General features: G+C 70.3%; 23 protein-coding genes. 13 read left to right on the forward strand and 10 right to left on the reverse strand.

What is annotated here, in order from left to right; translation table 11 throughout:
• Positions 1–17: 17 nt before the first annotated feature.
• From NGH83_RS10390 to NGH83_RS10440, 11 genes are all read left to right on the forward strand, one after another.
• Complete coding sequence (locus tag NGH83_RS10390; RefSeq protein WP_251856181.1) at positions 18–1,334, forward strand: bifunctional o-acetylhomoserine/o-acetylserine sulfhydrylase; 1,317 nt, start codon at positions 18–20, stop codon at positions 1,332–1,334.
• Positions 1,335–1,443: 109 nt separating this feature from the next.
• The gene (locus NGH83_RS10395; RefSeq protein WP_251856182.1) at positions 1,444–2,652 is read left to right on the forward strand and encodes a homoserine O-acetyltransferase; all 1,209 of its coding nucleotides are present in this window, start codon (positions 1,444–1,446) and stop codon (positions 2,650–2,652) included.
• Positions 2,653–2,767: 115 nt separating this feature from the next.
• Positions 2,768–3,439, forward strand: a complete 672-nt coding sequence (locus NGH83_RS10400; protein ID WP_251856183.1) for a response regulator — start codon at positions 2,768–2,770, stop codon at positions 3,437–3,439.
• A gap of 98 nt (positions 3,440–3,537) precedes the next feature.
• The gene (locus NGH83_RS10405; RefSeq protein ID WP_251856184.1) at positions 3,538–3,915 is read left to right on the forward strand and encodes a sensor domain-containing protein; all 378 of its coding nucleotides are present in this window, start codon (positions 3,538–3,540) and stop codon (positions 3,913–3,915) included.
• Positions 3,849–4,805, forward strand: a complete 957-nt coding sequence (locus tag NGH83_RS10410; RefSeq protein WP_251856185.1) for a sensor histidine kinase — start codon at positions 3,849–3,851, stop codon at positions 4,803–4,805. The genes NGH83_RS10405 and NGH83_RS10410 overlap by 67 nt, the downstream gene beginning before the upstream one ends.
• Entirely contained in the window at positions 4,793–5,467 is a 675-nt protein-coding gene (locus tag NGH83_RS10415) for a response regulator transcription factor (protein ID WP_251856186.1), read from the forward strand. The genes NGH83_RS10410 and NGH83_RS10415 overlap by 13 nt, the downstream gene beginning before the upstream one ends.
• Complete coding sequence (locus NGH83_RS10420; RefSeq protein ID WP_251856187.1) at positions 5,467–6,318, forward strand: hypothetical protein; 852 nt, start codon at positions 5,467–5,469, stop codon at positions 6,316–6,318. The genes NGH83_RS10415 and NGH83_RS10420 overlap by 1 nt, the downstream gene beginning before the upstream one ends.
• Positions 6,319–6,501: 183 nt before the next feature.
• Positions 6,502–7,707, forward strand: a complete 1,206-nt coding sequence (locus NGH83_RS10425; RefSeq protein ID WP_251856188.1) for a sensor histidine kinase — start codon at positions 6,502–6,504, stop codon at positions 7,705–7,707.
• Positions 7,704–9,020, forward strand: coding sequence for a hypothetical protein (locus NGH83_RS10430; RefSeq protein ID WP_251856189.1), 1,317 nt, complete (start codon positions 7,704–7,706; stop codon positions 9,018–9,020). Before NGH83_RS10425 ends, NGH83_RS10430 begins: the two co-directional genes overlap by 4 nt.
• A 35-nt stretch (positions 9,021–9,055) precedes the next feature.
• On the forward strand, positions 9,056–9,709 hold the full coding sequence (locus NGH83_RS10435; protein ID WP_256470099.1) for a response regulator transcription factor: 654 nt from the start codon (positions 9,056–9,058) through the stop codon (positions 9,707–9,709).
• 141 nt (positions 9,710–9,850) lie between these two features.
• Positions 9,851–10,147, forward strand: coding sequence for a GIY-YIG nuclease family protein (locus tag NGH83_RS10440; protein WP_251856190.1), 297 nt, complete (start codon positions 9,851–9,853; stop codon positions 10,145–10,147).
• A gap of 433 nt (positions 10,148–10,580) precedes the next feature.
• Here the strand turns inward: NGH83_RS10440 and NGH83_RS10445 are convergent, their stop codons facing one another.
• From NGH83_RS10445 to NGH83_RS10475, 7 genes are all read right to left on the reverse strand, one after another.
• A complete protein-coding gene (locus tag NGH83_RS10445) occupies positions 10,581–11,822 on the reverse strand; it encodes an MFS transporter (RefSeq protein WP_251856191.1) in 1,242 nt (413 codons plus the stop codon).
• Positions 11,823–12,049: 227 nt separating this feature from the next.
• Positions 12,050–12,382 carry a thiamine-binding protein gene (locus NGH83_RS10450; protein ID WP_251856192.1) on the reverse strand — a complete coding sequence of 111 codons (333 nt, stop codon included), beginning with the start codon at positions 12,380–12,382 and terminating at the stop codon, positions 12,050–12,052.
• 24 nt (positions 12,383–12,406) lie between these two features.
• Positions 12,407–13,675, reverse strand: a complete 1,269-nt coding sequence (locus NGH83_RS10455) for a glycosyltransferase family 87 protein (RefSeq protein ID WP_251856193.1) — start codon at positions 13,673–13,675, stop codon at positions 12,407–12,409.
• Positions 13,676–13,712: 37 nt separating this feature from the next.
• Positions 13,713–15,215 (reverse strand): FAD-dependent oxidoreductase, encoded by a 1,503-nt coding sequence (locus NGH83_RS10460; protein WP_251856194.1) that lies wholly within the window; start codon positions 15,213–15,215, stop codon positions 13,713–13,715.
• Positions 15,212–16,099 (reverse strand): FAD:protein FMN transferase, encoded by an 888-nt coding sequence (locus NGH83_RS10465; protein WP_251856195.1) that lies wholly within the window; start codon positions 16,097–16,099, stop codon positions 15,212–15,214. Before NGH83_RS10465 ends, NGH83_RS10460 begins: the two co-directional genes overlap by 4 nt.
• Positions 16,086–16,586: an FMN-binding protein gene (locus tag NGH83_RS10470; RefSeq protein ID WP_251856196.1), complete on the reverse strand. Its 501-nt coding sequence runs from the start codon at positions 16,584–16,586 to the stop codon at positions 16,086–16,088. Before NGH83_RS10470 ends, NGH83_RS10465 begins: the two co-directional genes overlap by 14 nt.
• 183 nt (positions 16,587–16,769) lie before the next feature.
• Positions 16,770–17,603: an ADP/ATP-dependent (S)-NAD(P)H-hydrate dehydratase gene (locus NGH83_RS10475; RefSeq protein ID WP_251856197.1), complete on the reverse strand. Its 834-nt coding sequence runs from the start codon at positions 17,601–17,603 to the stop codon at positions 16,770–16,772.
• A gap of 91 nt (positions 17,604–17,694) precedes the next feature.
• Here NGH83_RS10475 and NGH83_RS10480 point away from each other — a divergent pair, with 91 nt between their 5' ends.
• Positions 17,695–18,795 (forward strand): NADH:flavin oxidoreductase/NADH oxidase, encoded by a 1,101-nt coding sequence (locus NGH83_RS10480; RefSeq protein WP_251856198.1) that lies wholly within the window; start codon positions 17,695–17,697, stop codon positions 18,793–18,795.
• On the opposite strand, the gene NGH83_RS10485 is transcribed toward NGH83_RS10480, so the two are convergent.
• Genes NGH83_RS10485 through NGH83_RS10495 form a run of 3 tightly spaced genes read right to left on the reverse strand, consistent with a single transcriptional unit; the run spans position 18,796 to position 22,443 of the window.
• Entirely contained in the window at positions 18,796–20,040 is a 1,245-nt protein-coding gene (locus NGH83_RS10485) for an MFS transporter (RefSeq protein WP_251856199.1), read from the reverse strand.
• A gap of 16 nt (positions 20,041–20,056) precedes the next feature.
• A complete protein-coding gene (locus NGH83_RS10490) occupies positions 20,057–21,094 on the reverse strand; it encodes a hemolysin family protein (protein WP_251856200.1) in 1,038 nt (345 codons plus the stop codon).
• Positions 21,091–22,443 carry a hemolysin family protein gene (locus NGH83_RS10495; RefSeq protein WP_251856201.1) on the reverse strand — a complete coding sequence of 451 codons (1,353 nt, stop codon included), beginning with the start codon at positions 22,441–22,443 and terminating at the stop codon, positions 21,091–21,093. The genes NGH83_RS10490 and NGH83_RS10495 overlap by 4 nt, the downstream gene beginning before the upstream one ends.
• Positions 22,444–22,714: 271 nt before the next feature.
• Between NGH83_RS10495 and NGH83_RS10500 the strand changes: the two genes are divergently transcribed.
• Entirely contained in the window at positions 22,715–26,677 is a 3,963-nt protein-coding gene (locus NGH83_RS10500) for a multifunctional oxoglutarate decarboxylase/oxoglutarate dehydrogenase thiamine pyrophosphate-binding subunit/dihydrolipoyllysine-residue succinyltransferase subunit (protein WP_251856202.1), read from the forward strand.
• Positions 26,678–26,770 lie beyond the last annotated feature (93 nt).

Genomic DNA, 26,770 nt, shown 5'->3' on the forward strand with positions numbered 1-26,770 from the left:
CTTCGTAGAGTCGCGTCATGACTCATTCGCAGTGGAGATTCGAGACCCAGCAGATCCACGCCGGCGCCTCACCCGACCCGGTCACCAACGCCCGGGCCACGCCCATCTACAAGACGACCTCCTACGTCTTCAACAGCGCCCAGCACGCGAAGAACCTCTTCGCCCTCGCCGAGTTCGGCAACATCTACAACCGCATCCAGAACCCCACGCAGGCCGTCGTCGAAGACCGCATCGCTGCGCTCGAGGGCGGGACTGCGGCGCTGCTGCTCGCCTCCGGTCAGGCCGCCGAGACCTACGCGGTGCTCAACATCGCGCAGGCGGGCGACCACATCGTCTCGTCGAGCTCGATCTACGGCGGCACCTACAACCTCTTCAAGTACACGCTCGCGAAGCTCGGCATCGAGACCACCTTCGTCGAGAACCAGGACGACCCCGAAGAGTGGCGTCGCGCGGTCCGCCCGAACACGAAGCTGTTCTTCGCCGAGACCATCGGCAACCCGCGCATCAACGTCCTCGACATCGAGTCCGTCGCCGACATCGCCCACGAGGCGGGCGTGCCGCTCATCGTCGACAACACGATCGCGACCCCGTACCTCATCCGCCCGCTCGAGCACGGCGCCGACATCGTCGTCCACTCGGCGACGAAGTTCCTCGGCGGACACGGCATCGTCGTCGCCGGCGTGATCGTCGACGGCGGCAAGTTCAAGTGGAGCGAGAACTCCGAGAAGTTCCCCGGCCTCTCGACCCCCGACCCGTCGTACCACGGCGCCGTGTTCACCGACGCCGTCGGCGACGAGATCGCCTACATCATCAAGGCGCGCGTGCAGCTGCTGCGCGACCTCGGCGCATCCATCTCGCCCGACAGCGCGTTCAGCCTCATCCAGGGCATCGAGACGCTGTCGCTGCGCATCGAGCGTCACGTGCAGAACGCGCAGGACATCGCGCTGTGGCTCGAGAACCACGCCGACGTCGCGAGCGTCAACTACGCGGGACTGCAGTCGAGCCCCTGGTACGACGCCGGACAGAAGTACGCCCCGAAGGGGGCGGGCGCGATCATCTCGTTCGAGCTGAAGGGCGGCGTCGACGCCGGCGCGAAGTTCGTCGAGAGCCTCGAACTGTTCAGCCACCTGGCGAACATCGGCGACGTCCGCTCGCTCGTCATCCACCCCGCGTCGACGACGCACTCGCAGCTCACCCCCGAGCAGCAGCTCACCACCGGTGTCACCCCCGGTCTCGTGCGGCTGTCGATCGGGCTCGAGAACGTCGAGGACCTGAAGGCCGATCTCGACGCCGGCCTCAAGGCCGCGCGCGAGTACAGCTCGCAGGCCGTCTGACCGCTCATTGCGTCTCGAGGGCCGGCTCCGCAACGCGGGCCGGCCCTCATCCTTTCCCGCCGTAACAATGCACCGCCGCGCCCCGGCCGTCCTCGATACTGAAACCGGAATGGACTGGCAGACACCTGAAGACGCCGTGCCGTCGACCTTCATCACCGAGGCCGACCAGCGCGCGCTGCTCGGCAAGCCGCCCGCGACCGGCGCCTGGCGCGAAGGCGACCCGGTGGCAGGCCGCCGCTTCGTCGACGTCGGCGCGCTCACCGTCGAATCCGGCACCGAGATCCCCGCCGTACGGATCGCCTACGAGACCTTCGGCGAGCTCTCCCCCACCCGCGACAACGCGATCCTCGTGCTGCACGCGCTCACCGGCGACGCGCACCTCACCGGTCCGGCAGGCCCCGGCCAGCCGACCGCCGGATGGTGGACCGGCGTCGTCGGTCCCGGACTCGCGCTCGACACCGACCGCTGGTTCGTCGTCGCGCCCAACATCCTCGGCGGATGCCAGGGCAGCACCGGGCCCGCGTCCCTCGCCCCGGACCGGGTCGAGTGGGCGGCTCGGTTCCCCCGCGTCACCATTCGAGACCAGGTCGCGGCGCAGCGTGCGTTCACCGATGCGATCGGCATCAGCCGGTGGGCGGCCGTCGTCGGCGGTTCGATGGGCGGCATGCATGCCCTCGAGTGGGCGGTCGAACACCAGGATCTCGTCGACCGGGTCGCGATCCTCGCCGCCCCCGCGGTCGCCAGCGCCGACCAGATCGCGCTCAACTCCGTGCAGGCCGAGGCGATCCGTATGGATCCGCGCTTCCGGCACGGCGGCTATTACGCCTCCCCCGACGGCGAAGGCCCGCACCGTGGACTCGCGCTCGCGCGCCGGATGGCACTGCTCAACTACCGCAGCCCCGACGAGCTCAACGACCGGTTCGCCCGATCGTGGCAGAGCGGACTCGACCCGCTGCTGACCACGAGCGGCCGATACGCCGTCGAGTCGTACCTCGACTTCCACGGCAACAAATTCACCCGTCGCTTCGACGCCAACAGCTACCTCCGACTCGTCGGGGCGATGAGCTCGCACGACCTCGGGCGCGGGAGGGACAGTCTGCAGGCGGCTCTCGCCCGCATCGACATGCCCGCCCTCGTGCTCGGCATCGACAGCGACCGGCTCTTCCCCGTCGACGACCAGCGCGTCATCGCCCGCCACGTGCCCGGCAACATCGACGGTGACGACCCGGTCGTCATCTCCTCCGAATACGGTCACGACGGGTTCCTCATCGAGAACGACCTGGTCGGCGCCCAGCTGAGGCGCCTCCTCGACGCCTAACCCTCGACCGCTCGGCTGACGATCAGGAGGTCGGCGTATCGTCCCGATCTCACCCGAATGCAATAGTTGAGAATTCCACTACTATTGGGTTCCATTCGAGCCGAGCCTGCAGCGTATGGAACAGATCACAGAGCAATCTCCCGCCCAACGGCCGGTCACCGTCGCCGTGCTCGACGACCATCAGATGGTCGCCGAAGGGATTGCGTCGCGCCTGTCCGCCACTCCCGAGGCGATCGAGGTCGTGGCCACGGTCACGTCGTGGGGCGCTCTTCTCGCTCATGAGGCATTCCCTGTCGACGTCGTCATCCTCGATCTGAACCTCGAGGACAACATCCCCGTCTCCACCAAGATCCGCGCGCTCTCGTCCGCGGGCAGCCGTGCGGTCATCATCAGTCGGCACGCCGACTCGGGGTCCATCCACGGCGCCATCCAGGCCGGAGCCGCCGCCTTCATCGCGAAGAGCGAATCAGCCGCGGCGCTGACCGCGACCGTGCTCGCCGCGGCGCAGGGGTCCGCGGAGCACAGCGACGCGGTGCGCCGCGCGCTCGCCGAGTTCCAGAACGCCGAAGACCCGGGGCTCGGCCGGCAGGAGCACCGCGCGCTCGTGCTCTACGCGGCGGGGCGATCGATCAAAGAGGTCGCCCACGACATGGACACCACCGAGGAGACGATCAAGTCGTACATCAAGCGCGCCCGCCGCAAGTACCGCGCGATCGGCGTCGACCTCGGCACCAAGAACCTCCTCCGACGTCACGCGATCCGCGAAGGCTGGATCACCCCCGAGTGAGCCCCGCTTCCGGGCCAGTTCCGCTTCGGGATATCCCGAACCGGATGCTCCGGGGAACGGGGCGGTGCGAGGCAGCGCCTCGGTCCTAGCGTTGAGCCATGACCACAGCCACCTCCGTGCTTCCGCGACGGCGATCGACGACGGCGTCCCCGCTGAGGCTCGCCGGCGCCATCGCCCAACTCGCCGCGCTCGGCCTCGTCGGGCCCCTTGTCCTCACCGTCGTCCTCACCCTCTTCTCCGTGGGACTCGGGCTGCTCCCGGTGCTCGGCATCGGAGTCGTCTTCCTCATCGCCTTCATCTACTCGCTCTTCGCCGTCGGCTGGCTCGAGACCGCCCGCGTCGACGGGCTCTACGACCTCGGCCTCCCCGCCCTGCGTCCTCGCCCTCGACCCGACCCGGGTCCGGCGGGGTGCTGCACCTCTTCTGGCATCAGGCGATCGACCCCGCCATGTGGCGGGCGATCGCGAACGCCGTGATCTCCACCCTCATCGGCCTGCTCGTGCTGCCGCTCGCGACCGCCGCCCTGACCGGACTCGCCGGCGCGTTCGCCCCCCTCTACGCCGGAGGCGCGACCGTCCGAATCGTCGGCCTCGACATTCCCGTCGGCTGGGCGACCCTCAGCGGGATCCTCGTCTTCCTCTTCGCCGCGGCCGCGGTCATCGGGCTCGCCCTTCTGCACGGTGTCCTGGCCCGCGCGATCGTCGTGCCGAGCCGCGAGGCGGAGCTCGCCGAAGACGTCCGCCGCTCCGACGCCCGCCGCGCCGGCGCCGTCCGCGCCTCCGAGGTGGAACGCACCCGCATCGAACGCGACCTGCACGACGGCGTCCAGCCGCGGCTCGTCTCCGTCGGGATGACGCTGGGGCTCGCCCAGCAGAAGATCGACGACGACCCGGCCGCCGCCCGCGCGCTCATCGAGGAGGCTCACACGTCGACGAAGGCGGCGATCACCGAACTCCGGCAGCTCGCCCGCGGCATCCACGCGTCGGTGCTCGACGACCGCGGACTCGACGCCGCTCTGTCGGCGCTGGCGGGCCGCTCGCACATCCCCGTCGCCCTCGATGTGCGGATCGACGGGCGCTGCAGCCGGGAGGCGGAGGCCGCCGTGTACTTCGCGATCGCCGAGTCGCTGACCAACGCCGCGAAGCACTCGCGGGCGAGCGAATGCCGTGTCGTGGTGCGACGCCGCGAAGACGGCACACTGTGGGCGAGGGTCGAGGACAACGGCATCGGCGGCGCTCGCGTTCTGCCGGGCGGCGGCCTCGACGGCATCACCAACCGGGTGCTCGCCGCGAGCGGGCAGATCCGGCTCGACAGCCCCACCGGGGGCCCGACCGCTCTGGAGGTGACGGTGCCGTGCGCATCCTGATCTGCGAGGACTCCGTCCTCCTCCGCGAAGGACTCGTCCGACTGCTGGAGGACGCCGGCCACACGGTGGTCGCCGCCCTGCCGGACGCGTCCGAACTCGGCGAGACCGTCGCGGCGACCGCGCCCGAACTCAGCATCCTCGACGTCCGTCTGCCGCCGACGTTCACCGACGAAGGCATCAGAGCCGCCGTCGCCCTCCGCGCCGAGAACCCCGAACTGCCCGTCCTCGTGCTGTCGCAGTACGTCGAGGAGCGGTACGCGAGCGAGCTCATCGCAGGCCGCGGCGGCGCCATCGGCTACCTGCTGAAGGACCGGGTCGCCGATGTACGCGACTTCCTCGACTCGGTGGAGCGCATCGCGGCCGGCGCGAGCGTCCTCGATCCCGAGGTCGTCGCCCAGCTGCTCAGCAGGCGCACCCGCGACGACCGGCTCGTCGCTCTGACCGACCGTGAACGGACCGTGCTCGCGCTCATCGCCGAGGGCAAGTCCAATCAGGCGATCGCCGGAGTGCTGTACGTCTCCGAGGCGAGCGTCGAGAAGTACGTGACCGCCATCTTCCAGAAGCTCGGCCTCGAGCAGGACGGCGCAGGCAACCGACGGGTGCTCGCCGCACTCGTGCACATCGAAAGCAGCGGCACGACGCCGACTGCGGGAAGGCAATAATGACCGCGATCACTCCCCCGGCACCGCCCGAGCAGGGCACCGCGCCCACTCCGCCGTCGGCACCGCGCCGCAACGGCGCCGCGAAGCCTGTCGCGATCGTCACGATCGCCGTCGGCGCGGTCCTCCTCCTCGGCGCCGCGGCGTCGGCGGTGGCGAGCACGGTGCTCGGCGCCTCCTCCGGCAGCCAGACCCTCACCGCCGACGCCGACGGCGTCGAGAGGCTCGAGGTCGACACGTCGGAGGGCGACGTGCGCGTCGAGTTCGGCGACGTCGACGAGGCCGTGCTCGAGGTGACGGGCCGCGTGGAGGGCTCGTGGAGACTCGAACGCGCGGGCTCGACGCTGACGCTGGACAGCCCCGAGACCATGTTCGACTGGACATGGGGCGGCAACACGCGCGCCACGCTCACCCTGCCGGAGGGGCTCGCCACCGCAGGCCTCGACGCCGACCTCTCCCTCGACGCGGGCAGCCTCACCACCGCGGCGGACTTCGGCGCGGTCGCGGCCGAGGTCGATGCCGGCGCCCTGCGGCTCGACGGCAGCGCCCGTTCGCTCGACCTGTCCATCGACGCGGGCCGCGCCGACGTGGACCTCGCCGACGTCGGCGACGCGACCTTCGACGTGTCCGCCGGCATGGTGGTCGCCGAACTGTCGGGCGACGCCCCGCGTCGCATCGGTGTCGAGGTGAGTGCCGGGTCCGTCGAACTCACGGTTCCGGACGGCAGCTACGACGTGACCGAGGACGTGTCGGCAGGGTCGATCGACAACCGACTCGAGACGAGCACCAGCGCCTCGCGACAGATCGGTGTGACGGTGTCGGCCGGAAGCGTCACCCTTCGAAGCGCGGGCTGACGCGGCTACTTGCATGGGGTCGGTCGGCGCTTCGTGCGTCGACCGGCCCCTTTCCGTCGTCACGAAGCTGAGAAATCAAGAGCAAGACACTCGGTGTGGCACCCCCACTAGTGGGCACAGGGGTGACAGCATGTGCTCGCCGCGGCACACCCCACGCGGCGGTACAGCTGATCCGGAAGCGACATGGAAAGAATCGTCAAGGAGCGCGACCGGCTCCTGCGCCGCAGCGCTCGACTGCTCGGTATCGCCGGAGTCCTCGCCTCGCTCCTCTGCCTCGCGCTTCCGGGGAGCATCGATCTCGCGACCCTCGCGGTGCTGCTGCCGCTCTACGCCGTGCTCCTCACGGCGTTCTACCGGATCGGCGCGAACGGCTCGCTGATCTGGGTCGGCGCCGCCGTGCTGGCCGGGGCGGGGGCCGTGCTGCTCGGTCAGGTCGCGGTCACCGGCGGTCTCGCCGCACTCACCGGCGTCGGCGCGAGCCCCACCGGTCAGTCGGCGGCCGCCGACGCCGCCTTCTCGTTCCTCTCCTCGTGGGCGGTCGCCAGCGTCGCGCTCATCCTCGTCACCTCGCTCGGGCGCATGCTGCTGCTCGTCGGCGCCTTCGCGGTGACCGTCGCCGCCACGCTCTTCGCCACCGCCGGTCGTCCCGTCGGCCTGGTGACGCTCGCCGCCGTGGTCGCCGGGTGGGCGGTCGCCAGCGCGGTCGGCACCCTGCTCGGCGTGGGCGTCGTCCGCGCCGCCCGTCGCATCTCGAACATCGGCCGCGCCCACCGCGCCGAACGCCACGCGAGCGAGACCGAGGCGCAGCGCCGCCAGGGCGCGCGCCTGCTGCACGACACCGTGCTCGCGAGCCTCACCCTCCTCGCCCACCAGGGGGTCGGCGTCTCCGCCGACGCTCTCACCCAGCAGGCCGCGGACGACGCCCGACTGCTCCGCCAGCTCCGACTCGGCACCGCTCCCCTGCCGTCGGCCGCGAGCGAGTACAACCTCAAGACGCCCGTGCAGGAGTCGACCCTCGGCAACACGCTCGAGGCCGTCAAGCAGCGCTTCGGCCGCATGGGTCTCGTCGTCAGCTGGCACGGAACCGGCCAGGTCCTGCTCCCCGCCGACGTGCTCGACGCGTTCCTCGGTTCGCTCGCGGAGTGCCTCGAGAACGTCCGCCGTCACGCCGGCGTCGAGGAGGCGCACGTGACGATCACCGACGACGACACGAGCATCCGCGCGATGGTCACCGACAGCGGCGTCGGATTCGACCAGTCGACGATCGCCGAGGGACGGCTCGGCTTCAAGGAGTCGGTCGTCGCACGCCTCCGCGAAGTCGGCGGCAATGTCCGCGTCTTCTCCGCCCCCGGCTCGGGTACAACCGTCGTCCTGGAGGTGCCGAAATGACCTCGATCGCCGACCTCGCGAACGAACCCCCCAAGCGGCCCGAGAACCCGGCACCGGTCGTCGAGGAGGACACCCTCGGCTCGGTCGCCGTCACCGGCAAGCGCTCGGGACGACCCATGAAGCAGGCGCCGTCTCGCGGACGCTCACGCATCATCGACGAGCACGCCGGCAGCCTCGGCACCGGACTCCTCGGAGTCGGCGCCATGTTCGTCGGCGTCACGATCTCGCTGTTCGACCTCGCCCGCTTCGTGCAGGCGTGGCCGATCTACCCGGTGCCGCTCGCCGCGGCCGCGGCGTGGCTGCTGTTCACCGTCATGCTGGTCTCGGCCGGTGTCGTCATCCGCCGCAACGACGACCGCATGCCCGACTGGATGTTCATCGTCTTCCTGGCGGGGCTCGCCGGGGTGATCGCCTTGGACCTCATCGCGATCTGGCCCCTCCACGACGTGTCGGGCAGCGCGACCGCCGCCATCGCCGCCGGTGTCGGACTCGTCACCGTGATCGGGGTGCGCAGCGCCCGCGAGATGTGGCTCGCCGCCGCCGGGGTGGGCACGATACTGCTCGCCGCCGACCTCCTCGACGGCGACATCGACCTCGGCCGCCTCGCCCCCACGATCACGATGCTCTGCCAAGCGGTGCTGCCCGCGCTGCTCGGCTCCCTCATCGTCCGCTCGTTCCGTCGCATGGTGACCCTCGAGCTCGACCGCGTTCTCGTGCAGAGCACCGTCTCGGCCCCCCGGTACGCGGTCGGCATGCTCGCCTCCGAGGAGCTCGCCCGGCTCGACCTCGCCGCCGAGCAGCTGCTCGAAGGCATCGCGAGCGGCGCGACCCCGCTTCCGCTCGAACCGAAGCTCGCGCAACGCGCCTCCTCCCTCGCCACCGAGCTGCGCCTCCACCTCATCGAGGGGCGGCGCGAGACCTGGCTGCACCACGCGATCACCGAGTCCGAGCTGCTCGGGCGAAGCGTCACCCTGAGCGACCCCGGCACCCTCGCCGGGCTCCTCGACCCCCGCCAACGCGACGGACTCTTCTCCGCCGTCTGGCTGCTCGCCGGCGAGGCCGGCACGAAGGCCGCGAAGCAGGGCCGCACCTTGCAGCTCACGCTCGGGCCCATCGCGACGGCGCAGAATTCCGCGCCGTTGCACAAGGTTCTCGTTCCGATAACCATCGAAACGACGGGTGTGGCGCGCGGCCGCGTCGACCCGGCCACATGGGATGCTGTCCGCAGAGTCGGGAAGCACGTCGATTCGATGCGCGGGGGAAGTCTGCACATCGAGATCGAGTGCGTCGCCGATAACCCGGCCGACTCATGAACGTTCAGGCCGCATTGCTTGCCCAGGAGGACACAGTGCAAGACACCCCCCGTATCCGCCTCGCGCTGGTCGACGACCACAAGATGCTGCTCGGTGCGCTCACCGAGTGGATCCGCAACGCCGCGGGCGACATCGAGCTGGTGGCCGCGGTCACCACGTGGCCCGAGCTGCTGACGCATCCGCGCTTCCCCGTGGACGTCGTGCTGCTCGACCTCGACCTGAAGGACAACATCCCGATCTCGCTGAAGCTGTCGACGCTGAAGACGACGGGCGTGAAGACGGTGCTGATGAGCACCTACTCCGAGCCCAACGTCGTGCGCGAGGCTCTCGCGTCGGGTGCCCTCGGGTACCTCGTGAAGAGCGAGGAGGCGTCGATGATCGTGCAGGCGCTGCGCGCCGCGTACCGTGGCGAGTCGTTCATCTCGGCCGAGCTCGACCTGGCGCTCAACGCCGGCGACGTCGGCGGGGCCCCGAAGCTCAGCGCGCAGGAGCGCCGGGTGATGGCGCTGTACGGCGGCGGCGAGCCGGTGAAGACCGTCGCGTACGAACTCGGCATCTCCGAGGAGACCGCGAAGTCGTACCTGAAGCGCATCCGCGAGAAGTACCGTGTCGCCGGGTTCGATGTCGGCACCAAAGTGGCCCTGCGAAAGCGCGCCATCCAGGACGGCATCCTCCTCCAGACCGACTGACCACCGCGTCACGCAGAACGCCGCTCACCGCGAGGTGGGCGGCGTTCCGCGTTGTTCCTTCACACGTCGTCCACGAGGTAGGTATCCCCCAACTGGACTTCATTCTTCCTTCGCCTCGCTCCAGCGAAGCACCATCGCTGGATGGCGTGGATGTACATGTTGGAGTGCTCGGACGGTACCTACTACGTCGGCAGCACGGTCGATCTCCGATTGCGCTTCGAGCAGCATCAAGCCGGTGCGGGAGCGCGCTACACGAGCGTGCGATTGCCCGTCCGGCTCGTCTATCACGAGGAGTTCGACGAGGTGCGCGCAGCCTTCGCCCGCGAGAAACAAGTCCAGAAGTGGAGCCGCGCTAAACGCCAGGCGTTGATCGACGGCCGCCAGAAGTCATTGCCGGAGCTGTCGGAAAAGCGACGCCCCGACCCGGTCGTCGAGTAGCGACGAAGGAGCGTATCGAGACGGGTCGAGTAAGCGAAGCGCATCGAGACCACAGCGCGCGTGCTCTCGATACGCTCGTTCCTCGCTACTCGAGCCTGGGCCCACCGCGCACGCTTGCGCTGCGCTCTCGATACGGCGCTGGCGCGCCTACTCGACGACCGGGGTGGAACTCGCGCCCTCCGAATCGCTTCGCGGGGCGAGCGGGGCTCAGCCCGGTCGTCGAGTAGCGACGAAGGAGCGTACCGAGGCGGGTCGAGTAAGCGAAGCGCACCGAGACCATCCGCGCTGCGCTCTCGGTACGCTCGTTCCTCGCTACTCGAGCCGTCTCGATACGGGCCTGGCGGCCCTACTCGACGACCAAATCCCGGTCGTCGAGTAGCGAAGCGTATCGAGACGGGTCGAGTAAGCGGAGCGCACCGAGACCCTCGCGCCCCTACTCCGCAGGCAGCGGGATCGGGGCCGTGTGCGGGGTGACCGGAGGGGCGTCCGGGCGGCGGTCGACGGCGAAGGCGACGAGGGCGAGCACGAGGCCCGCGGCCGTCACCAGGAGGCCCACCACGATCGGCGACAGGTAGCCGAAGCCCGCCGCGATCGTCACACCGCCGAGGTACGCGCCCATGCCGTTGCCGATGTTCAACGCCGAATGGTTCACCGCCGCGGCGATCGTCTGGCTCCCCCGCGCCACATCCATGAGCCGCACCTGGATCGCCGGGGACAGCGCCGACGACGACACCCCGATGAGGAGCACGAACAGGAACAGCAGCGGCGGGATCGTCGCGAACGCGAGCAGCCCGCCGAGCGACGCGAGGACGCCGACGAACGACACCAGCACCGCCCTGCGGACCCCCCGGTCGACGAACGCCCCACCGGCGAAGTTGCCGATCGTCATCCCGATGCCGAAGCACACCAGCAGCAGCGGCACGCTCCACTCGGGCAGCCCGGCCACCTCGGTCGCGATCGGCGCGACGTACGAGTACGCGGCGAAGAAGCCGCCGAAGCCGATCGCGCCGATGCCGAGGGCGAACCACACCTGCGGGATCGTGAACGCCCGCAACTCGCCGCGAGAGGTGGCGCTCGGGTCGCCCTTCATCGCCGGCAGCGCCGCGACCAGCGCCGCGGTGGTCAGCACGAACACGGTCGCGACCGCGAGATAGGCGCTGCGCCACCCTGCGTGCTGGCCGAGGAAGGTGATCGCAGGGACCCCGACGACATTCGCGATCGTGAGACCGCCGAGTACATACGCCGCCGCCTTGCCGCGGTTGCCGGGCCCGAGCAGGTTCGCGGCGACCAGCGACGCGACGCCGAAGTACGCACCGTGCGGGAGCGCGGCGAGGAAGCGGGCGGCGAAGACCAGCCCGAAGCTCGGCAGCAGCGCCGACGCGATCGAGCCGAGCGCGAACCATGCGGCGAGCACGATGAGCAGACGCTTGCGCGAGAACCGCGCCGCGAATACGCCGATCGTGGGCGCACCGACGACGACACCCGCCGCGTAGGCCGAGATCAGCGCACCCGCCTGGGCGATCGCCTGCTCGGGGTCGCTGGTGTAGAGCTCGGGCAGCAGGTCGCGCGCGATGTCGGGCAGCAGACCCATCGCGACGAACTCGGTGCAGCCGATGCCGAATCCGCCGAGGGCGAGAGCGAGGAGCGCGAGACGGGCGCGACCGGGAGAGAGCACGGGAGGTCCTTCAGGAGACGTGTGGCGACGGCTCCGATGCCGTGGAAGACCTCAAGGCTAAGCGCTGCGCAGCATCCGACGGCGCGAGTCGCCCACTTCACCCCGTCCGTGGCGCCCCACACGGGGTGAAGTGGGCGAGTCAGCCGATCAGCTCGGCCCCGCCGGCGAGGCCGTGAGCGACGCCGCCCGCCGGATGTCCGCCCGACTCGGCTACTCGGCCGCCTGACTCAATCAGCCGGCTGAAGGTCGGATCCGGCCCCGTCGGCGAGGGCGCGCTCGAGACGCTCGACCTTGCCGGAAAGCTCCCCGGAGTAGCCGGGGCGGATGTCGGCCTTCAGCACCAGCGACACCCGCGAGCCGTGTCGGCCGACGGCCTCGGTGGCGCGACGGATCACGTCGAAGACCTCGTCCCATTCGCCCTCGATCGTGGTGAACATGGAGTCGGTCTGATTCGGCAGCCCCGACTCGCGCACGATGCGCACCGCATCGGCGACCGCGTCGTGCACCGACGCGTCGGCCCCTTCTCCCCCGCTCGGGGCGACCGAGAACGCGACAAGCATGAGATCTCCTTCTTCGTGTTCGAACTACGACTCTGACAGAGCGTGCGGTGGTGCGGCAGGGGGTCGCGCTCCGGTCGCGAGCCGCACCAGTTCCGCCACCGCGACGACGAGCAGGACGACGAGGGCGATGTTGCGCGCGGTGAGCACGAGCACCGGCAGCCACGTCGGGGCGGTGATGCCGTCGTACGCCCACGGGTAGACGAACTGGGTGGCCGCCGCGATCGCGAGCACCGCGAGCGCACGCCCACGGAAGGCGGGCCTCGAGTGCAGGATCGCGAGGATCGCCGGCGCCGCCAGCCACCCGATGAACTGCGGCGAACCGACCTTGTTCACCACGATCAGGGCCAGGACGAGCGCCATCGCGACCTGGACGAGCACCTCGGTCCGGTCCTGCCCCCTGCGCACCGCGAGGGCACCGAGCGCAGCGACCCCGGCGACCACGAGCACGAGGAGCGGCGTCATCAGCGCGGCGACGGGTGCCGTTCCCGGCCCGGCCACCTGGTAGGTGAGGATGTCGGTGTCGTAGTAGACCCGCCCTTCGGGCAGTCCGAGCAGCGCCGACCACAGCCACCACGACGCGACAGGCGCCTCGACCTGCAGCCCGCGACCGGTCTGCTCGAGGATGAACCCGAAGATCCCGCCCCTGGCGCCGAGTGCGAGCGCGGCGACGAGGATGGCGGCCGTCACGACCGCGCCGGCGATCACGATGCGCAGGCGGCTGCGCAGCGCGAGCACGGCGGCGCCGATGAGCGCGACGGGCCACACTTTGATCCAGGTCGCGAGAGCCAGCAGCGCACCCGCGACCACCGGTCGGTCGAGGAGCCAGACGACGGCGAGGATCGCGAGCGGCGCGGTGACCGCGTCGATCCGTGCCAGGGACACGGGGCCGAGGCAGGCGAGGAAGAGCATCCACCACCAGGCCGCCGCGGTGCTCCGCCGCGCGAGGACGACGGTGGCGACCGCGTCGAGTGCCACGATCGTCGCGAGCCACAGCTGACCGTAGGCGTCGGGGCCGAGCACATAGGCGAAACCCATCGGAAGCAGAGCGCCGATCGGATAGACCCACGACGTGTCGATGCCGACGAGCACGCCGTTGTCCGCGGCGTACTCCATCCAGAACCGGTACACCTGGGTGACGTCGCCGAACGGGAAGTGCACGACGTCGTAGAGGTTGATGCCCGCGAGGATCCCGTGGATCGCCAGGAACGCGACGGCCAGCCCGACGGGGCCGGCGATCGTGCGCAGGACGACGCCGCGGCTCGCGAGCACCCGTTCCCGCTCGTCGACTCGCACGAGATCCGAGGCTACCGGAGCACGTGACGGGCGAGTTTCAGTACCCCGAGAAGCGGTCGGTGCGGATGCGGCGCACGCCGGCTCCCCGCAGCGCCGATCGCGCGCGGTTCACGAACGACGGCGCGCCCGACACGAATGCGTTCCGGTCCTTCGCATCGCCGACCGCGGCGAGCGCCGTGTCGAGGTCCGGCGCCCACCGCCACGACGCCGGCAGCGATGCGGGTTCGGTCGGTGTCACGAGGAGCACGGGCCACCCCGACGCCTCGAGTTCGGCGCGGTAGAGGACGTCGTCCTCGGAGCGCACGCGATAGACGAGAACGGCCTCGCGAGGGCTGGCGAACGACGCGACGAAGGGCGTGATCCCGATCCCTCCTGCCACGAGGAGCACCGGCGTGGCCGCGTCGTCGGGCAGCACGAAGTCGCCGCCGAGCCAAGTGGCCCGCGCCTCATCCCCCGGTTCCAGGGAGGCGAGGCGGCGCTTGAAGCTGCTCGAGCGCTCGGGCGTGCGCACGGCGATGCTGAGCTCGCGGGAGTCGCCGCCGGTGCCGACGAGGGAGAGGTGACGGCGGGCACCGCGCTGGTCGACCCCGGGGTGCGGCAGATGCAGCTCGGCGTACTGCCCCGGCTTCGCCGCCCGCAGGGGCCGTGCGGTCTCGAAGGTGTACTCGACCGCGTCGGGGCCGACCGGCCTGCTGCGGAGGAACCGGAGCCGCTGTCCCGTCGGCAGGATGAGGGCCGCCGCGACGAGGTTGCCGACGAGCAGCGCGAACTCCTGGCTGAGGTAGAAGGTGCCGAACGACACCGACACGTAGAGGGGCAGCGCGAACAGCACGGCCACGACGGCGGCCACGATGATCTGTTGCCGTCGGCGCGGCGGCAGGGTCGATGGCTCGGTGAGCATGAAGGCGCCCAGGAACACGATCGGGTAGGAGCCGATGGCGGTCCACACCGCATCGAGCGGGGCGCTGCCGAAGCCGATCAGAGCGGGCACGACGAGCGCCGTGGCGAGCACCATGAAGGTGAGGCCCACCCAATGGGTACGGGTGCGCCACAGCACGAGGATCGCGCCGATCGCGACGACGGGCAGCAGCAGCGGCGTCGCGACCCACCATCCGGCGGCCCCGAGACCGGTGAGGGCGACGAGGAAGACACCGGCCGCTGCGGGATTCAGCAGGTGCCGACCGCGCCACGCGATGACGAACTTCGACGCAGCGGCGAGCAGCGACGCGAGGGCGATGACGGCGAGTCCGCCGAGGTCGGTGGTCGGCAGCATCAGGAAGGTCAACAGATACCCGGTGATGATCGACGACTCGGTGTGCACCGGTACCCGGAACACCAGCCCGAGTAGCTTCGACGCGATCACGCCGACGAGGATCGCCACCGCCGCGGAGGCGACGAGGTCGACGGCCGGGTAGAACAGCTGCCCGGTCAGCGAGAGGATCACGGCGAGCGCGAAGGTCGCGGCGAGCACGATCGTCAGCAGCCGGTACATGGGGACCCGACCCGTGACGCGGTCGAGGAACGCGGCGATCGCGGTCATCGGGTGAACACCTCTCCTGGCAGTCCGGAGGTCGCGGAGACCGTCCCGTCGGTCATCATGCGGACGGCGTCGAAGCGCCAGCCGGTCCGTTCGGCGAGCGTAGCGGCGTCGGTGAAGAAGAGCGCGGTGGCGAGAGCGTCGGCGTGGAGGGCGTCGTCGGCGATGGCCCATGCGGCGGCGACCTCGTGCACCGGTTCGCCCGTCAGTCCATCGACGACGTGGTGCAGGCCGTTCCCCCACGCGCGTCGGTTGACCGCCGATCCGCAGATCGCTCCCCCGGTAATCTCGACGACGCCGATCGCCTTCGTCGCGTCGTAGGGATGCTCGAGCGCCACGCGCAGCGGCCCCGGTGCGTGGTGCAACAGGTCCCCTCCGGCATCGATCGTGGCCTCGGCGACACCGGCCTCCTCGAGGGCCCCTGCCACCAGATCGACGAGGTATCCCTTGCCGGCGGCGCCGAAGTCGAGCAGCACGGGCGAGGTCGCGGTGATCGCGCTGCCATCGATCTCGAGTGCCGACTCCCAGTCGGGCGCGCCGATCGCAGGGCCTGCGGGAACGAGCGAGTACGCGGCGTCGTAACCGAGCTGCTCGAGCGACGATCCGACGAGCGGCGTCATCCGCCCGTCGGTCGCGTCGGACAGCGTCCGATAGACCTCGAGCATCGGCGGCAGGTCGTCGGGGAAGAGCACCGTCCCGCCGTTCTCGGCGAGCGCGGTGACGAGCGAGTCGGCGCGGAACCGCGAGTACGCCGCGTCGAAGGTCTCAACCCGCTGGTGCACCGCCTGTCGCTGCGCCGGGGTCAGGAGTTCTGCGGTGTCGATCTGCCAGCCGGTGCCGATGGCGTCGAACCGCAGTGTATGCAGGGCGGCGTCAGCCTGCTGCATCGGCCTTGATGGTCTCGACGGCCTCGTTGAAGCCGCCGCTGGTGAGGGACGACCCCGAGACCTTCGACACGTCCAGCTCGTCGATGTCCTTGCCGACGACGACGTCGGCGATGCCGCCGGCGAACGCGGTCTGGTACTGCTTCGAGTTGCCGCTCGTCGCCGTCGGGGTCACCGTGACGGCCGTGACGACGTCGTCCTCGAGGGTGATGGACACCTGCACGGTTTCGTTGCCGCCCGGCGACCGGTACGACCCTTCGGCCTCGTAGGTGCCGTCCGCGTAGGTGCTCGCGGAGTCCTCGGCGTCGGTCTCGGTGTCGGTCTCGGGGGCGGTGGTCGCCGACGAGTCCTGGGAGCCGCTGTCACCGCCGTCGGGCGTCTGCTCCTCGGCTTCGGCGGGCGCGCACGCGGCGAGGACGCCGATCAGTCCGAGCCCCGCGAGTGCGGCGAGGGTGGGGCGGGCGAACTGACGTGTGCGGGTGGTGACCATGGCGGTTCCTCAATCCGTAGGGCGTCGAAAAAGTTGTCGTGTCACCAACGCTACTCGCGCTCCCTTGTGCCTCCCGGTGGCATCCGATGAGTCTTCTATGAGACGGCGGACGGCGCCCCGGCGCCGAGGTGCCCAGATTTGCCGGTGTTTGAGCGCCGCAACCCGCAGAAGTGGGCACCTCGGTCAGAGGGAGGAGGCGATGGTCGCCGGAAGGGCCTCGGCGATGTCGAGGGCGACGATCGGGCCGCCGGCCGATGCGCGGTCACCGGCGCGTCCGTGCAGAGATGCTCCCGCCGCGGCGATCTCGGCGAGGAGGCTCGGGTCCTCGACGATCCGCTCCGACTGCGCGGCGAGCAGTGCGCCGAGCACTCCCCCGAGGACATCGCCGGACCCGGCGGTCGCGAGCCACGGAGAGCCCGCGCGCACCCGGATCCCGTCGCGATCAGGTGCGACGACGTGCGTGACGGCGCCCTTCAACAGCACCGTGGCACCGGTGAGCTCCGCCGCGCGCCGCGCCCACAGCTCCGGCTCCGCCTCCACGGCGGCACGGTCCGTCTCCACGCCGAGACCGCGGAGCAGGGTCACCAGCTCACCCGCGTGCGGGGTGAGGAGCACGGGCCCGCGGGCCTCCCCCGCCAGATCGAGCGCGCCCGCGTCGAGCACGGTCGGCAGCTTCTGCGCGAGCGCCTCGCGGATGCGCCCGGCCAGCTCGCCGGTGCGCTTCGCTGCGTCCATTCCCGAGCCGATGAGCCACGACTGGACGCGTCCGGGGGCCGTGACGATCTCCGGTCGGCGCTGCAGGACGAGACGAGCGGCCTCCGGGTCGCCGAGGTAGCGCACCATCCCCGACCCGGCTCGCGCGGCCGCATCGACACCGAGCACCGCGGCGCCCGGATACTCGGCGGAACCGGTGAGCACGCCCACCACACCACGCGAGTACTTGTCGTCGCCCGCGACCGGCACCCGGATCCAGATCGCCGTCTCCTCGAGACTCCAGTCGCGCCAGCCGTCCGTCATGGCGCCACCCTACGCGAGCCGATCCGGCCCCTTCTGGATCGCGAACACCGGTCGGGAATCGATCCCGGCGGGGCTGGGTTGAAGATCAACGATGAACGCGAACGCACCGACCGCCACCTCTCCCCTGTTCGAGCCGATGACCCTGCGCTCGTTGACCACCCGCAACCGCATTTGGGTCGCCCCGATGTGCGAGTACTCGGTCGATCGGCGCGACGGAGTCCCCACCGACTGGCATCTCGTGCACCTCGGGGCGATGGCGTCGGGCGGAGCCGGTCTCGTGATGGCCGAGGCCACCGCCGTGCTCCCCGAGGGCCGCATCTCACCCCACGACACCGGCATCTGGAACGACGAGCAGGCTCGGGCGTGGCGGCGCATCAACGACTTCATCCACTCGCAGGGCGCCGCGACCGCGGTGCAGCTCGCGCACGCCGGGCGCAAGGCGTCGATCTACCCCGAGTGGGGTGTCGAGGGCACGGGCACCATGCCGGTCGATGAAGGCGGCTGGCAGAGCGTCGCCCCCTCGGCCATCGCCTTCCCCGGATACGCCGAACCGGTCGCCCTCGACCTCGCCGGCATCGACGCGGTCGTCGACGGTTTCGTCGCCGCCGCCGTCCGTTCGGTCGATGCCGGCTTCGATGCGCTCGAGATCCACGCCGCGCACGGCTACCTGCTCCACGAGTTCCTGTCCCCGATCAGCAACCGGCGCGACGACGAGTACGGCGGGTCGCTCGAGAACCGCGCCAGGATCCTGCTGCGCGTCGTCACCGGCATCCGCGGTGCGGTCGGCGAGGGCACCGCGCTCATCGTCCGCTTCAGCGGCACCGACTGGCTCGAGGGCGGCTGGCACATCGAGGAGACCACGACGGTCGCCGGGTGGGTCCGCGACGCGGGCGTCGACCTCGTCGACATCTCGAGCGGCGGCGTGCACCCCGCGCCGATCACCGTCACCCCCGGGTACCAGGTGCCCCTCGCATCGCAGGTTCGTGCGGCGACGGGGATGCCCGTCAGCGCGGTCGGACTCATCACCGAGCCGCGTCAGGCCGAAGAGATCATCGCCCGCGGCGACGCCGACGTCGTCTCCCTCGGCCGCGAGCTGATGCGCGACCCGCACTGGCCGCTCCGAGCGGCGCACGAGCTGGGAGTCGAGATCGGCTACTGGCCGCCGCAGTACCTCAGGGCGCGCTGGCGCTGATCAGGACCGCTCGGCGGCCGACCTCGGCGCGACCGCCGTCTCCGGATCCTCGAGGCGGCGCCGCACCGCGGGCAGGGCGAGCGCGGTGAGGCCGGCGACCACGCAGCCGAGCGCCGAGACCGCGAGGATCGGGCCGACGGGGAACGCCTCATGGGCGATGCTGCCGAGCGCGGCGCCGACCGGCGTCGCGGTCTGCAGCAGCGCGCGCAGGGTCCCGAACAGACGGCCGTGCGTCGACGGCGGCGCCCATCGGTGCAGCGCCGTCGTCTCGATGGCGGTGTACGGGCCCCACACCGCCCCGGAGAGGAAGAACACGACGATGCCCGCGACGGGTCCGGTCGCGAAGACGACCGGCAACGTCACGAGCCCCCAGGCGACCGCGTTCAGCGCGTTCACCACGCCGGGTCGGCGCCGGGCGAGCATCGGCGCGAGCGGCAGCGTCACGAGCGCACCGAGCCCGAACGCGACCCACATCGCGCTATACGTCGCCGACCCCGAACCCATGTCGTCGCGGACGAACGAGGGCAGCACCGTCTCGAACGGCCCGTACGCACCGTAGTAGAGCACCGAGAGGACGACGAGCGCGAGGACGCTCGGGATGCGCCACCAGGGCCGGGCGGGAGCGCCGTCGGTCTCGTGCGGGTGCGGTGCGACGGCGGCGGTCGGCCAGCGGCGCACCGACGCCACGAGCACGACCACCACGGCGAGGAGCGCGACCGGCACGAGGAACGAGGGGCCGACGCCGAGCAGCTCGACCGCAGGACTGATGAGCGCGGCGCTGATGATGAGGGGCAGCTGGTCGCCGACCGCGAGCAGCGCGTTCGCACGGGGCAGCGCAGCCCGATCGACCATCCTCGGGATCAGGGTCCGAGCCGATGCGTACGTGATCGGCGCCGACGCCGCGGCGATCCCGCCGAGGATCATGACGGCCACCGGCGGCAGCTCGCCGTTCCACGCCACGACCGCGAGCCCCGCGGCCGACGCGACTCGGATCGCCACATCGACGCCGATCATCCGGATCGGTCCGAACCGGTCGACCGCGGCACCGCCCAGCCATCCGCCAAGCAGGGAGGGCACCCGGGTGACGATGACCACGACGGCCGTCTGCACCCCGGACCAGCCCTGGAGCCCCGCGACCCAGAAGACGAAGAAGATCACGAACAGGTCGGCGGTAGCCGACAGCAGGCCGATCAGTGAGAGTAGGTAGACCCGGCCCGGCAGCCTCCGAGGCGCGACGGCGCTCATCCGCATCGACCCCGGTTCAGGAACGTCGGGTGGCGTCGTGGACCTCGCCGACGAGCTCCTCGATGATGTCCTCGAGGAACAGCACGCCCGTGGTCGCCCCCTGCTCGTCGAACGCCCGCGCCACGTGCACGCCGGAGCGGCGCATGGTCGCGAGGGCGTCTTCGAGTTCGGTGCCGCGGTAGATCGAGACGAGCTGGCGCACGAACTTCTGCGGCACCGGGCTGTCGTACTCGTCCTCGTCGAGTTCGAGCACGTCCTTCAGGTGCAGGTAACCGGTCGGCTCCCCCGCCTCGTCGACGAGCACGTAACGCGAGAAGCCGTGCTGGCTCACCGCCCGCTCCAGGTCGGCAGGGGTCGCGTCCTCGGGCAGCGTGACGAGGCCCGACAGGGCGAGAGCGATGTCGGACACCTTCTTCTCGGTGAACTCGAACGCCGCGGTGAGCGCGCCGCTGGTGTCGCTCAGCACTCCCTCACGGGTCGACTGGCCGACGATCGTCTGCACCTCTTCGAGCGTGAACGTGCTCGCGGCCTCGTCCTTCGGCTCGACCCGGAGCAGCCGGACGAACGCGTTCGCGATGCCGTTGAGCGCCGCGATGATGGGACGCAGGATCGTCGCGATGAACACGAGCGGCGCCGCGAGCAACAGCACGGCCCGATCGGGCAGCGAGAACGAGATGTTCTTCGGCACCATCTCGCCGAGCACGACGTGCAGGTACGACACCAGCAGCAGGGTGATGACGAAGGCGATGCCGCCGATCACCGCGTCGGGCAGGCCGGTGAGGTGCAGCGGGATCTCGAGCAGGTGGTGGATCGCCGGCTCGGAGACGTTGAGGATGAGCAGCGAGCAGACCGTGATGCCGAGCTGCGTCGTCGCGAGCATGAGCGTCGCGTGCTCCATCGCGAACAGCGCCGTCCTGGCACTGCGCTTGCCCTTCTCGGCGAGCGGCTCGATCTGCGATCGACGCGCGGAGATGACCGCGAACTCGGCCGCGACGAAGAAGGCGTTGGCTGCCAACAGCACGAACAGCCAGGCGATTCCGGCCCAGTCGTTCATCGCCCGCTCACCTCCCCGTTGCCGTCGGCGCCTGCGGGAACCCCGTCGGGCTGCGTCGGCGCCGGCGTGAACCGCAGACGGTCGATGCGGCGGCCGTCGAGCCGCAGCACCCGCAGGGTTCCGGCGGGCAGCGGCACCTCGTCACCGACCTTCGCCAGGCGGCCGAGCTGCGCGAGCACGAAGCCGGCGACGGTCTCGTAATCGCCGTCCTCGGGGATCTCGATGCCCGACTGCTCGAGCACCTCGTCGGGTCGGAGGCTTCCCGGGAAGGTGGTCGAGGTCTTGCCGCGCACCACTCCGGCGCGGGTCCTGTCGTGCTCGTCGACGAGGTCGCCGACCAGCTCTTCGACGAGGTCCTCGAGGGTCGCGACGCCGGCGGTCCCGCCGTACTCGTCGACGACGACGGCCATCTGGTACCCGCTCTCCCGCAGCTCCCCGAGCAGGGTGTCGACCTGCATCGTCTCGGGCACCCGCAACGCGTCGCTCTGGAGCGCGCCGACGGGCACGGTCGCGCGCTTCTCCCGCGGCACAGCGACGGCCTGCTTGATGTGCACGAGGCCGACGATGTCGTCGAGTCCGCCGTCGGTGACGGGGAAGCGGGAGTATCCGGTGCGGCGGGCGAGTTCGATCACGTCGGCCGCGGTGTCGCCGCGCTCGAGCGACGCGAGCCGGGGCCGCGGAGTCATCACATCGGCGGCGCTCAGCTCCGAGAAGCCGAGCGTGCGTGTGAGCAGGGTCGCGGTGTCGCTGTCGAGGACGCCGGCCATCGCGGAGCGGCGCACCAATGAGCTCAATTCCTCCGCGGAGCGCGCGCCCGACAGCTCCTCCTTGGGCTCGATGCCGAACAGCCGCAGGATGGCGTTTGCCGTGCCGTTCAGCAGCGCGACCGCGGGACGGAACACGGTCGTGAACACCGTCTGGAACGGGATGACGATCTTCGCGGTGACCCGCGGCACCGCGAGCGCCAGGTTCTTCGGCACCAGCTCGCCGATGATCATCGAGAACAGCGTCGCGATGAGGATTCCGACGACCGAGCCGATCGGTCGGACGATGTCGTCCGCGATGCCCCAGGCGTTCAGCGGCGCCTCGAGCAGGCGACTGATCGCCGGCTCCATCGTGTACCCGGTGAGCAGCGTGGTGAGCGTGATGCCGAGCTGCGCGCTCGACAGGTGCGTCGAGGTGATTTTCAGCGCCGCGATGGTGCTGCCGAGATGCCGCTCGCCCTTCGCCTCACGCGCTTCGAGGTCGCCGCGGTCGAGGTTGACGAGCGCGAACTCGGAGGCGACGAAGAAACCGGTGCCGACCGTCAGCACGATGCCGACGCCGAGCCAGACCCAGTCAAGCCACATGGGGAACACCCCCACTCAGGAGAAGCCGCCCGCGCGAGAGGTATCGGGCGTGCGGCGCCGGTGAGTGGGAGTGGGCGTTCGGAGGGTCGTCCATCGGTCGCACCAGTATACGGATCCGCGACGGCTCATCGGCCACCCGCATCCACCGTACGCCCAGCGCGATCGGACACCCTTGGGAGGAGTCGGCGACACCGTCTGAAGGACTAGGCTTGGTGCCCGATCTGATTCGCGAACGAAGACGAGAGTGGGCGATAACGTCGTGTCGAATCAAGTGACCGGAACCGACGAGGGTGCATCGGGAGAATTCGGCGCGAACGAGTGGCTCGTAGACGAGCTCTACGAGCGCTACCTCGTCGACAAGAACTCGGTCGACAAGTCCTGGTGGCCGATCCTCGAGAGCTACCATCCCGTCACCACCGAGACGGGCACCATCACTCTGCCGCCGCTGAACGGCGGCTCGAACGGCGCGGTATCCGACGCCGCCGTCGAGCCGGGCGCTCCGGCGCCCGAGCCCGAGACGCCGCCGACCACGCCCGCCGAGCCGACGGCGCCGACGCCGACCGAGCCGGTCGCACCGAACCCGGTCGAGCCGAACGCGCCGTCCCCGGCTGAGCCCAGCACGCCGGCCCCCGAGCCGACCTCGCCGAGCCCCGCGCCGGGCGCCCCGACTCCCCCGGAGCCCGCCCCCTCCGCACCGACGGCGCCCGCCGCCCCGTCGGCGACCCAGGCCGCCCCCGCGGCCGAGGCTCCGTCGACCGAGAAGGTCGCCGCTCGCACCACCTCCGTTGCCCCGCGCCAGCAGCCGGTCCCCGCACAGGCCCCCGCTCCCGCGAAGCAGGACGCCGAGGCTCAAGCCGACGCCGTCACCCCGCTGCGCGGAATGGCGAAGACGCTCGCCACGAACATGGACCAGAGCCTCGCCATCCCCACGGCGACGAGCGTGCGCACCATCCCCGCGAAGCTGATGATCGACAACCGCATCGTCATCAACAACCACCTGACGAGGGCCCGCGGCGGCAAGGTGTCGTTCACCCACCTCATCGGCTGGGCACTCGTGCAGGTGCTGAAGGACTTCCCGAGTCAGAACGTGCACTACACCGAGGTCGACGGCAAGCCGTCGCTGGTGCAGCCCGCGCACGTGAACCTCGGCATCGCGATCGACATCCCGAAGCCCGACGGCTCGCGGGCGCTGCTCGTGCCGAGCATCAAGCGCGCCGACACGATGGACTTCGGCGAGTTCGTCGCCGCCTACGAGGCCCTCGTCAAGAAGGCCCGCTCGAACAAGCTCGAGGCCGCCGACTTCCAGGGCACCACGATCTCGCTGACGAACCCGGGCGGCATCGGCACCGTGCACTCCGTACCGCGCCTCATGCAGGGGCAGGGCGCGATCATCGGCGCCGGCGCCCTCGAGTACCCGGCCGAGTTCGCCGGCTCGAGCGAGAAGACGCTCGTGGAGCTCGGCATCGGCAAGACGATCACGCTGACCTCGACCTACGACCACCGTGTCATCCAGGGCGCAGGGTCGGGCGAGTTCCTGAAACTCGTGCACGAGCTGCTGATCGGCAAGAACGGGTTCTACGACGACATCTTCGCGGCGCTGCGCATCCCCTACGCGCCGATCCACTGGAACGCTGACATCAACGTGAACCTCGCGGCGGCGATCTCGAAGACCGCGCGCGTGCACGAGCTGATCAACGCCTACCGGGTCCGGGGCCACCTGATGGCCGACATCGACCCGCTCGAGTACGTGCAGCGCACGCACCCCGACCTCGAGATCGAGAGCCACGGCCTCACCTTCTGGGACCTCGACCGCGAATTCGTCGTCGGCGGCTTCGGGGGTCTGCGCGAGGCGAAGCTGCGCAACATCCTCGGCATCCTGCGCGACTCGTACTGCCGCACCGTCGGCCTCGAGTACATGCACATCCAGCATCCCGAGCAGCGCAAGTGGATCCAGGACAAGGTCGAGCGGCCGTACGAGAAGCCGCAGCACGACGAGCAGATGCGCATCCTCAGCAAGCTCAACGAGGCCGAGGCCTTCGAGACCTTTTTGCAGACCAAGTACGTCGGCCAGAAGCGCTTCAGCCTCGAGGGCAGCGAGTCGCTGATCTCGATGCTCGACACCACCATCCAGGAGGCCGCCGAGGACGGGCTCTCCGAGGTCGCGATCGGCATGGCCCACCGCGGCCGGCTGAACGTGCTCACGAACATCGCGGGCAAGACCTACGGGCAGATCTTCCGCGAGTTCGAGGGCACGCAGGACCCCCGCACCGTGCAGGGCTCCGGCGACGTGAAGTACCACCTCGGCACCGAGGGCACCTACCAGGGCGCCGGCGGCGCGACGATCCCGGTGTACCTCGCCGCGAACCCGTCGCACCTCGAGGCCGTCGACGGAGTGCTCGAGGGCATCGTCCGGGCGAAGCAGGACCGCTTCCCCGTCGGCAGCTTCACGGTGCTGCCGATCCTCATCCACGGCGACGCGGCCATGGCGGGCCAGGGCGTCGTCGTCGAGACGCTGCAGATGTCGCAGCTGCGCGCCTACCGCACCGGCGGCACGATCCACATCGTCGTCAACAACCAGGTCGGCTTCACCACGCCGCCGTCCGAGAGCCGCTCGTCGATCTACTCGACGGACGTGGCGAAGACGATCCAGTCGCCGATCTTCCACGTCAACGGCGACGACCCCGAGGCCGTCGCCCGCGTCGCGCAACTCGCGTACGAGTTCCGCCAGGAGTTCCACCGCGACGTCGTCATCGACCTCGTCACCTACCGCCGCCGCGGCCACAACGAGGGCGACGACCCGTCGATGACGCAGCCGCTCATGTACAACCTCATCGAGGCGAAGCGCAGCGTCCGCAAGCTGTACACCGAGGCCCTCGTCGGCCGCGGCGACATCAGCCAGGACGAGTACGACGACGCGCACCGCGACTTCCAGGACCGCCTGGAACGCGCCTTCGCCGAGACGCACGCCGCGCAGACCGCGTCGACGCCGATCGTCGAGCCCGACGCCGACGCCGACGAGGTCGCCGACCTCGAGCTGCCCGAGTCGCAGCAGAATGACGACGCGCCGGGCGAGCCGCAGAGCACTGGCGTCTCCGAGTCGGTCGTCACGACCATCGGCGACGCGCACGACAACCCTCCCGAGGGCTTCACGGTGCACAGCAAGCTGCAGGCGCTGCTGAAGAAGCGGCTCGAGATGAGCCGCAACGGCGGCATCGATTGGGGCTTCGGCGAGATCCTCGCGATCGGTTCGCTCCTCGTCGAGGGCACCGCGGTGCGTCTCGTGGGGCAGGACAGCCGTCGCGGGACGTTCGTGCAGCGTCACGCGGTGTTCCACGACCGGTCGAACGGGCAGGAGTGGCTGCCGCTGCTCAACCTCAACGACCGTCAGGCGAAGCTGTGGATCTACGACTCGCTGCTGTCGGAGTACGCGGCGATGGGCTTCGAGTACGGCTACTCGGTCGAGCGGCCCGACGCGCTCGTCATGTGGGAGGCGCAGTTCGGCGACTTCGCCAACGGTGCGCAGACCATCATCGACGAGTTCATCTCCTCGGCCGAGCAGAAGTGGGGTCAGCGCTCGTCGGTCGTGCTGCTGCTCCCCCACGGCTACGAAGGCCAGGGACCCGACCACTCGTCGGCGCGCATCGAGCGCTACCTGCAGCTGTGCGCCGAGGACAACATGACGGTCGCGCAGCCCTCCACTCCCGCGTCGTACTTCCACCTGCTGCGCCGTCAGGCGTACGCCCGCCCGCGCCGGCCGCTCATCGTCTTCACGCCGAAGTCGATGCTGCGCCTGCGGGGTGCCACGAGCGCGGTCGAGGACTTCACGTCGGGCCGTTTTGAGCCGGTCATCGACGACGCGCGGATCCAGGACAAGGCCGCCGTCACGCGGGTCCTGCTGCACTCCGGCAAGATCCACTATGACCTGGTGAACGAGCTCGCGAAGCGCGAGAAGAGCGACGACATCGCCCTCGTCCGTCTCGAGCAGCTGTACCCGCTCGCGACCGACCGGATCAACGAGGTGGTGTCCGAGTATCCGAACGCCGAGCTGGTGTGGGTGCAGGACGAGCCCGAGAACCAGGGGGCGTGGCCGTTCATGTTCCTCGAGCTCTCGAAGCAGCTGAAGGACCGACCGCTCCGAGTCATCTCGCGCAAGGCAGCCGCCTCGCCCGCCGCGGGATCGGCGAAGCGCCACGCGCAGGAGCAGGCCGAGATCATCCGCCGCGCCCTCTCATAAGCGCGAGAGGAAAGGGCCCCGCCGAAAGGCGGGGCCCTTTTCTCTGCCGACACGGCCGAGAAGTTCCTGAACGTTCCTGAGCCAGCTCTATGC

The organism is Herbiconiux sp. L3-i23 (genome assembly GCF_023734115.1).
Lineage (GTDB): Bacteria > Actinomycetota > Actinomycetes > Actinomycetales > Microbacteriaceae > Naasia.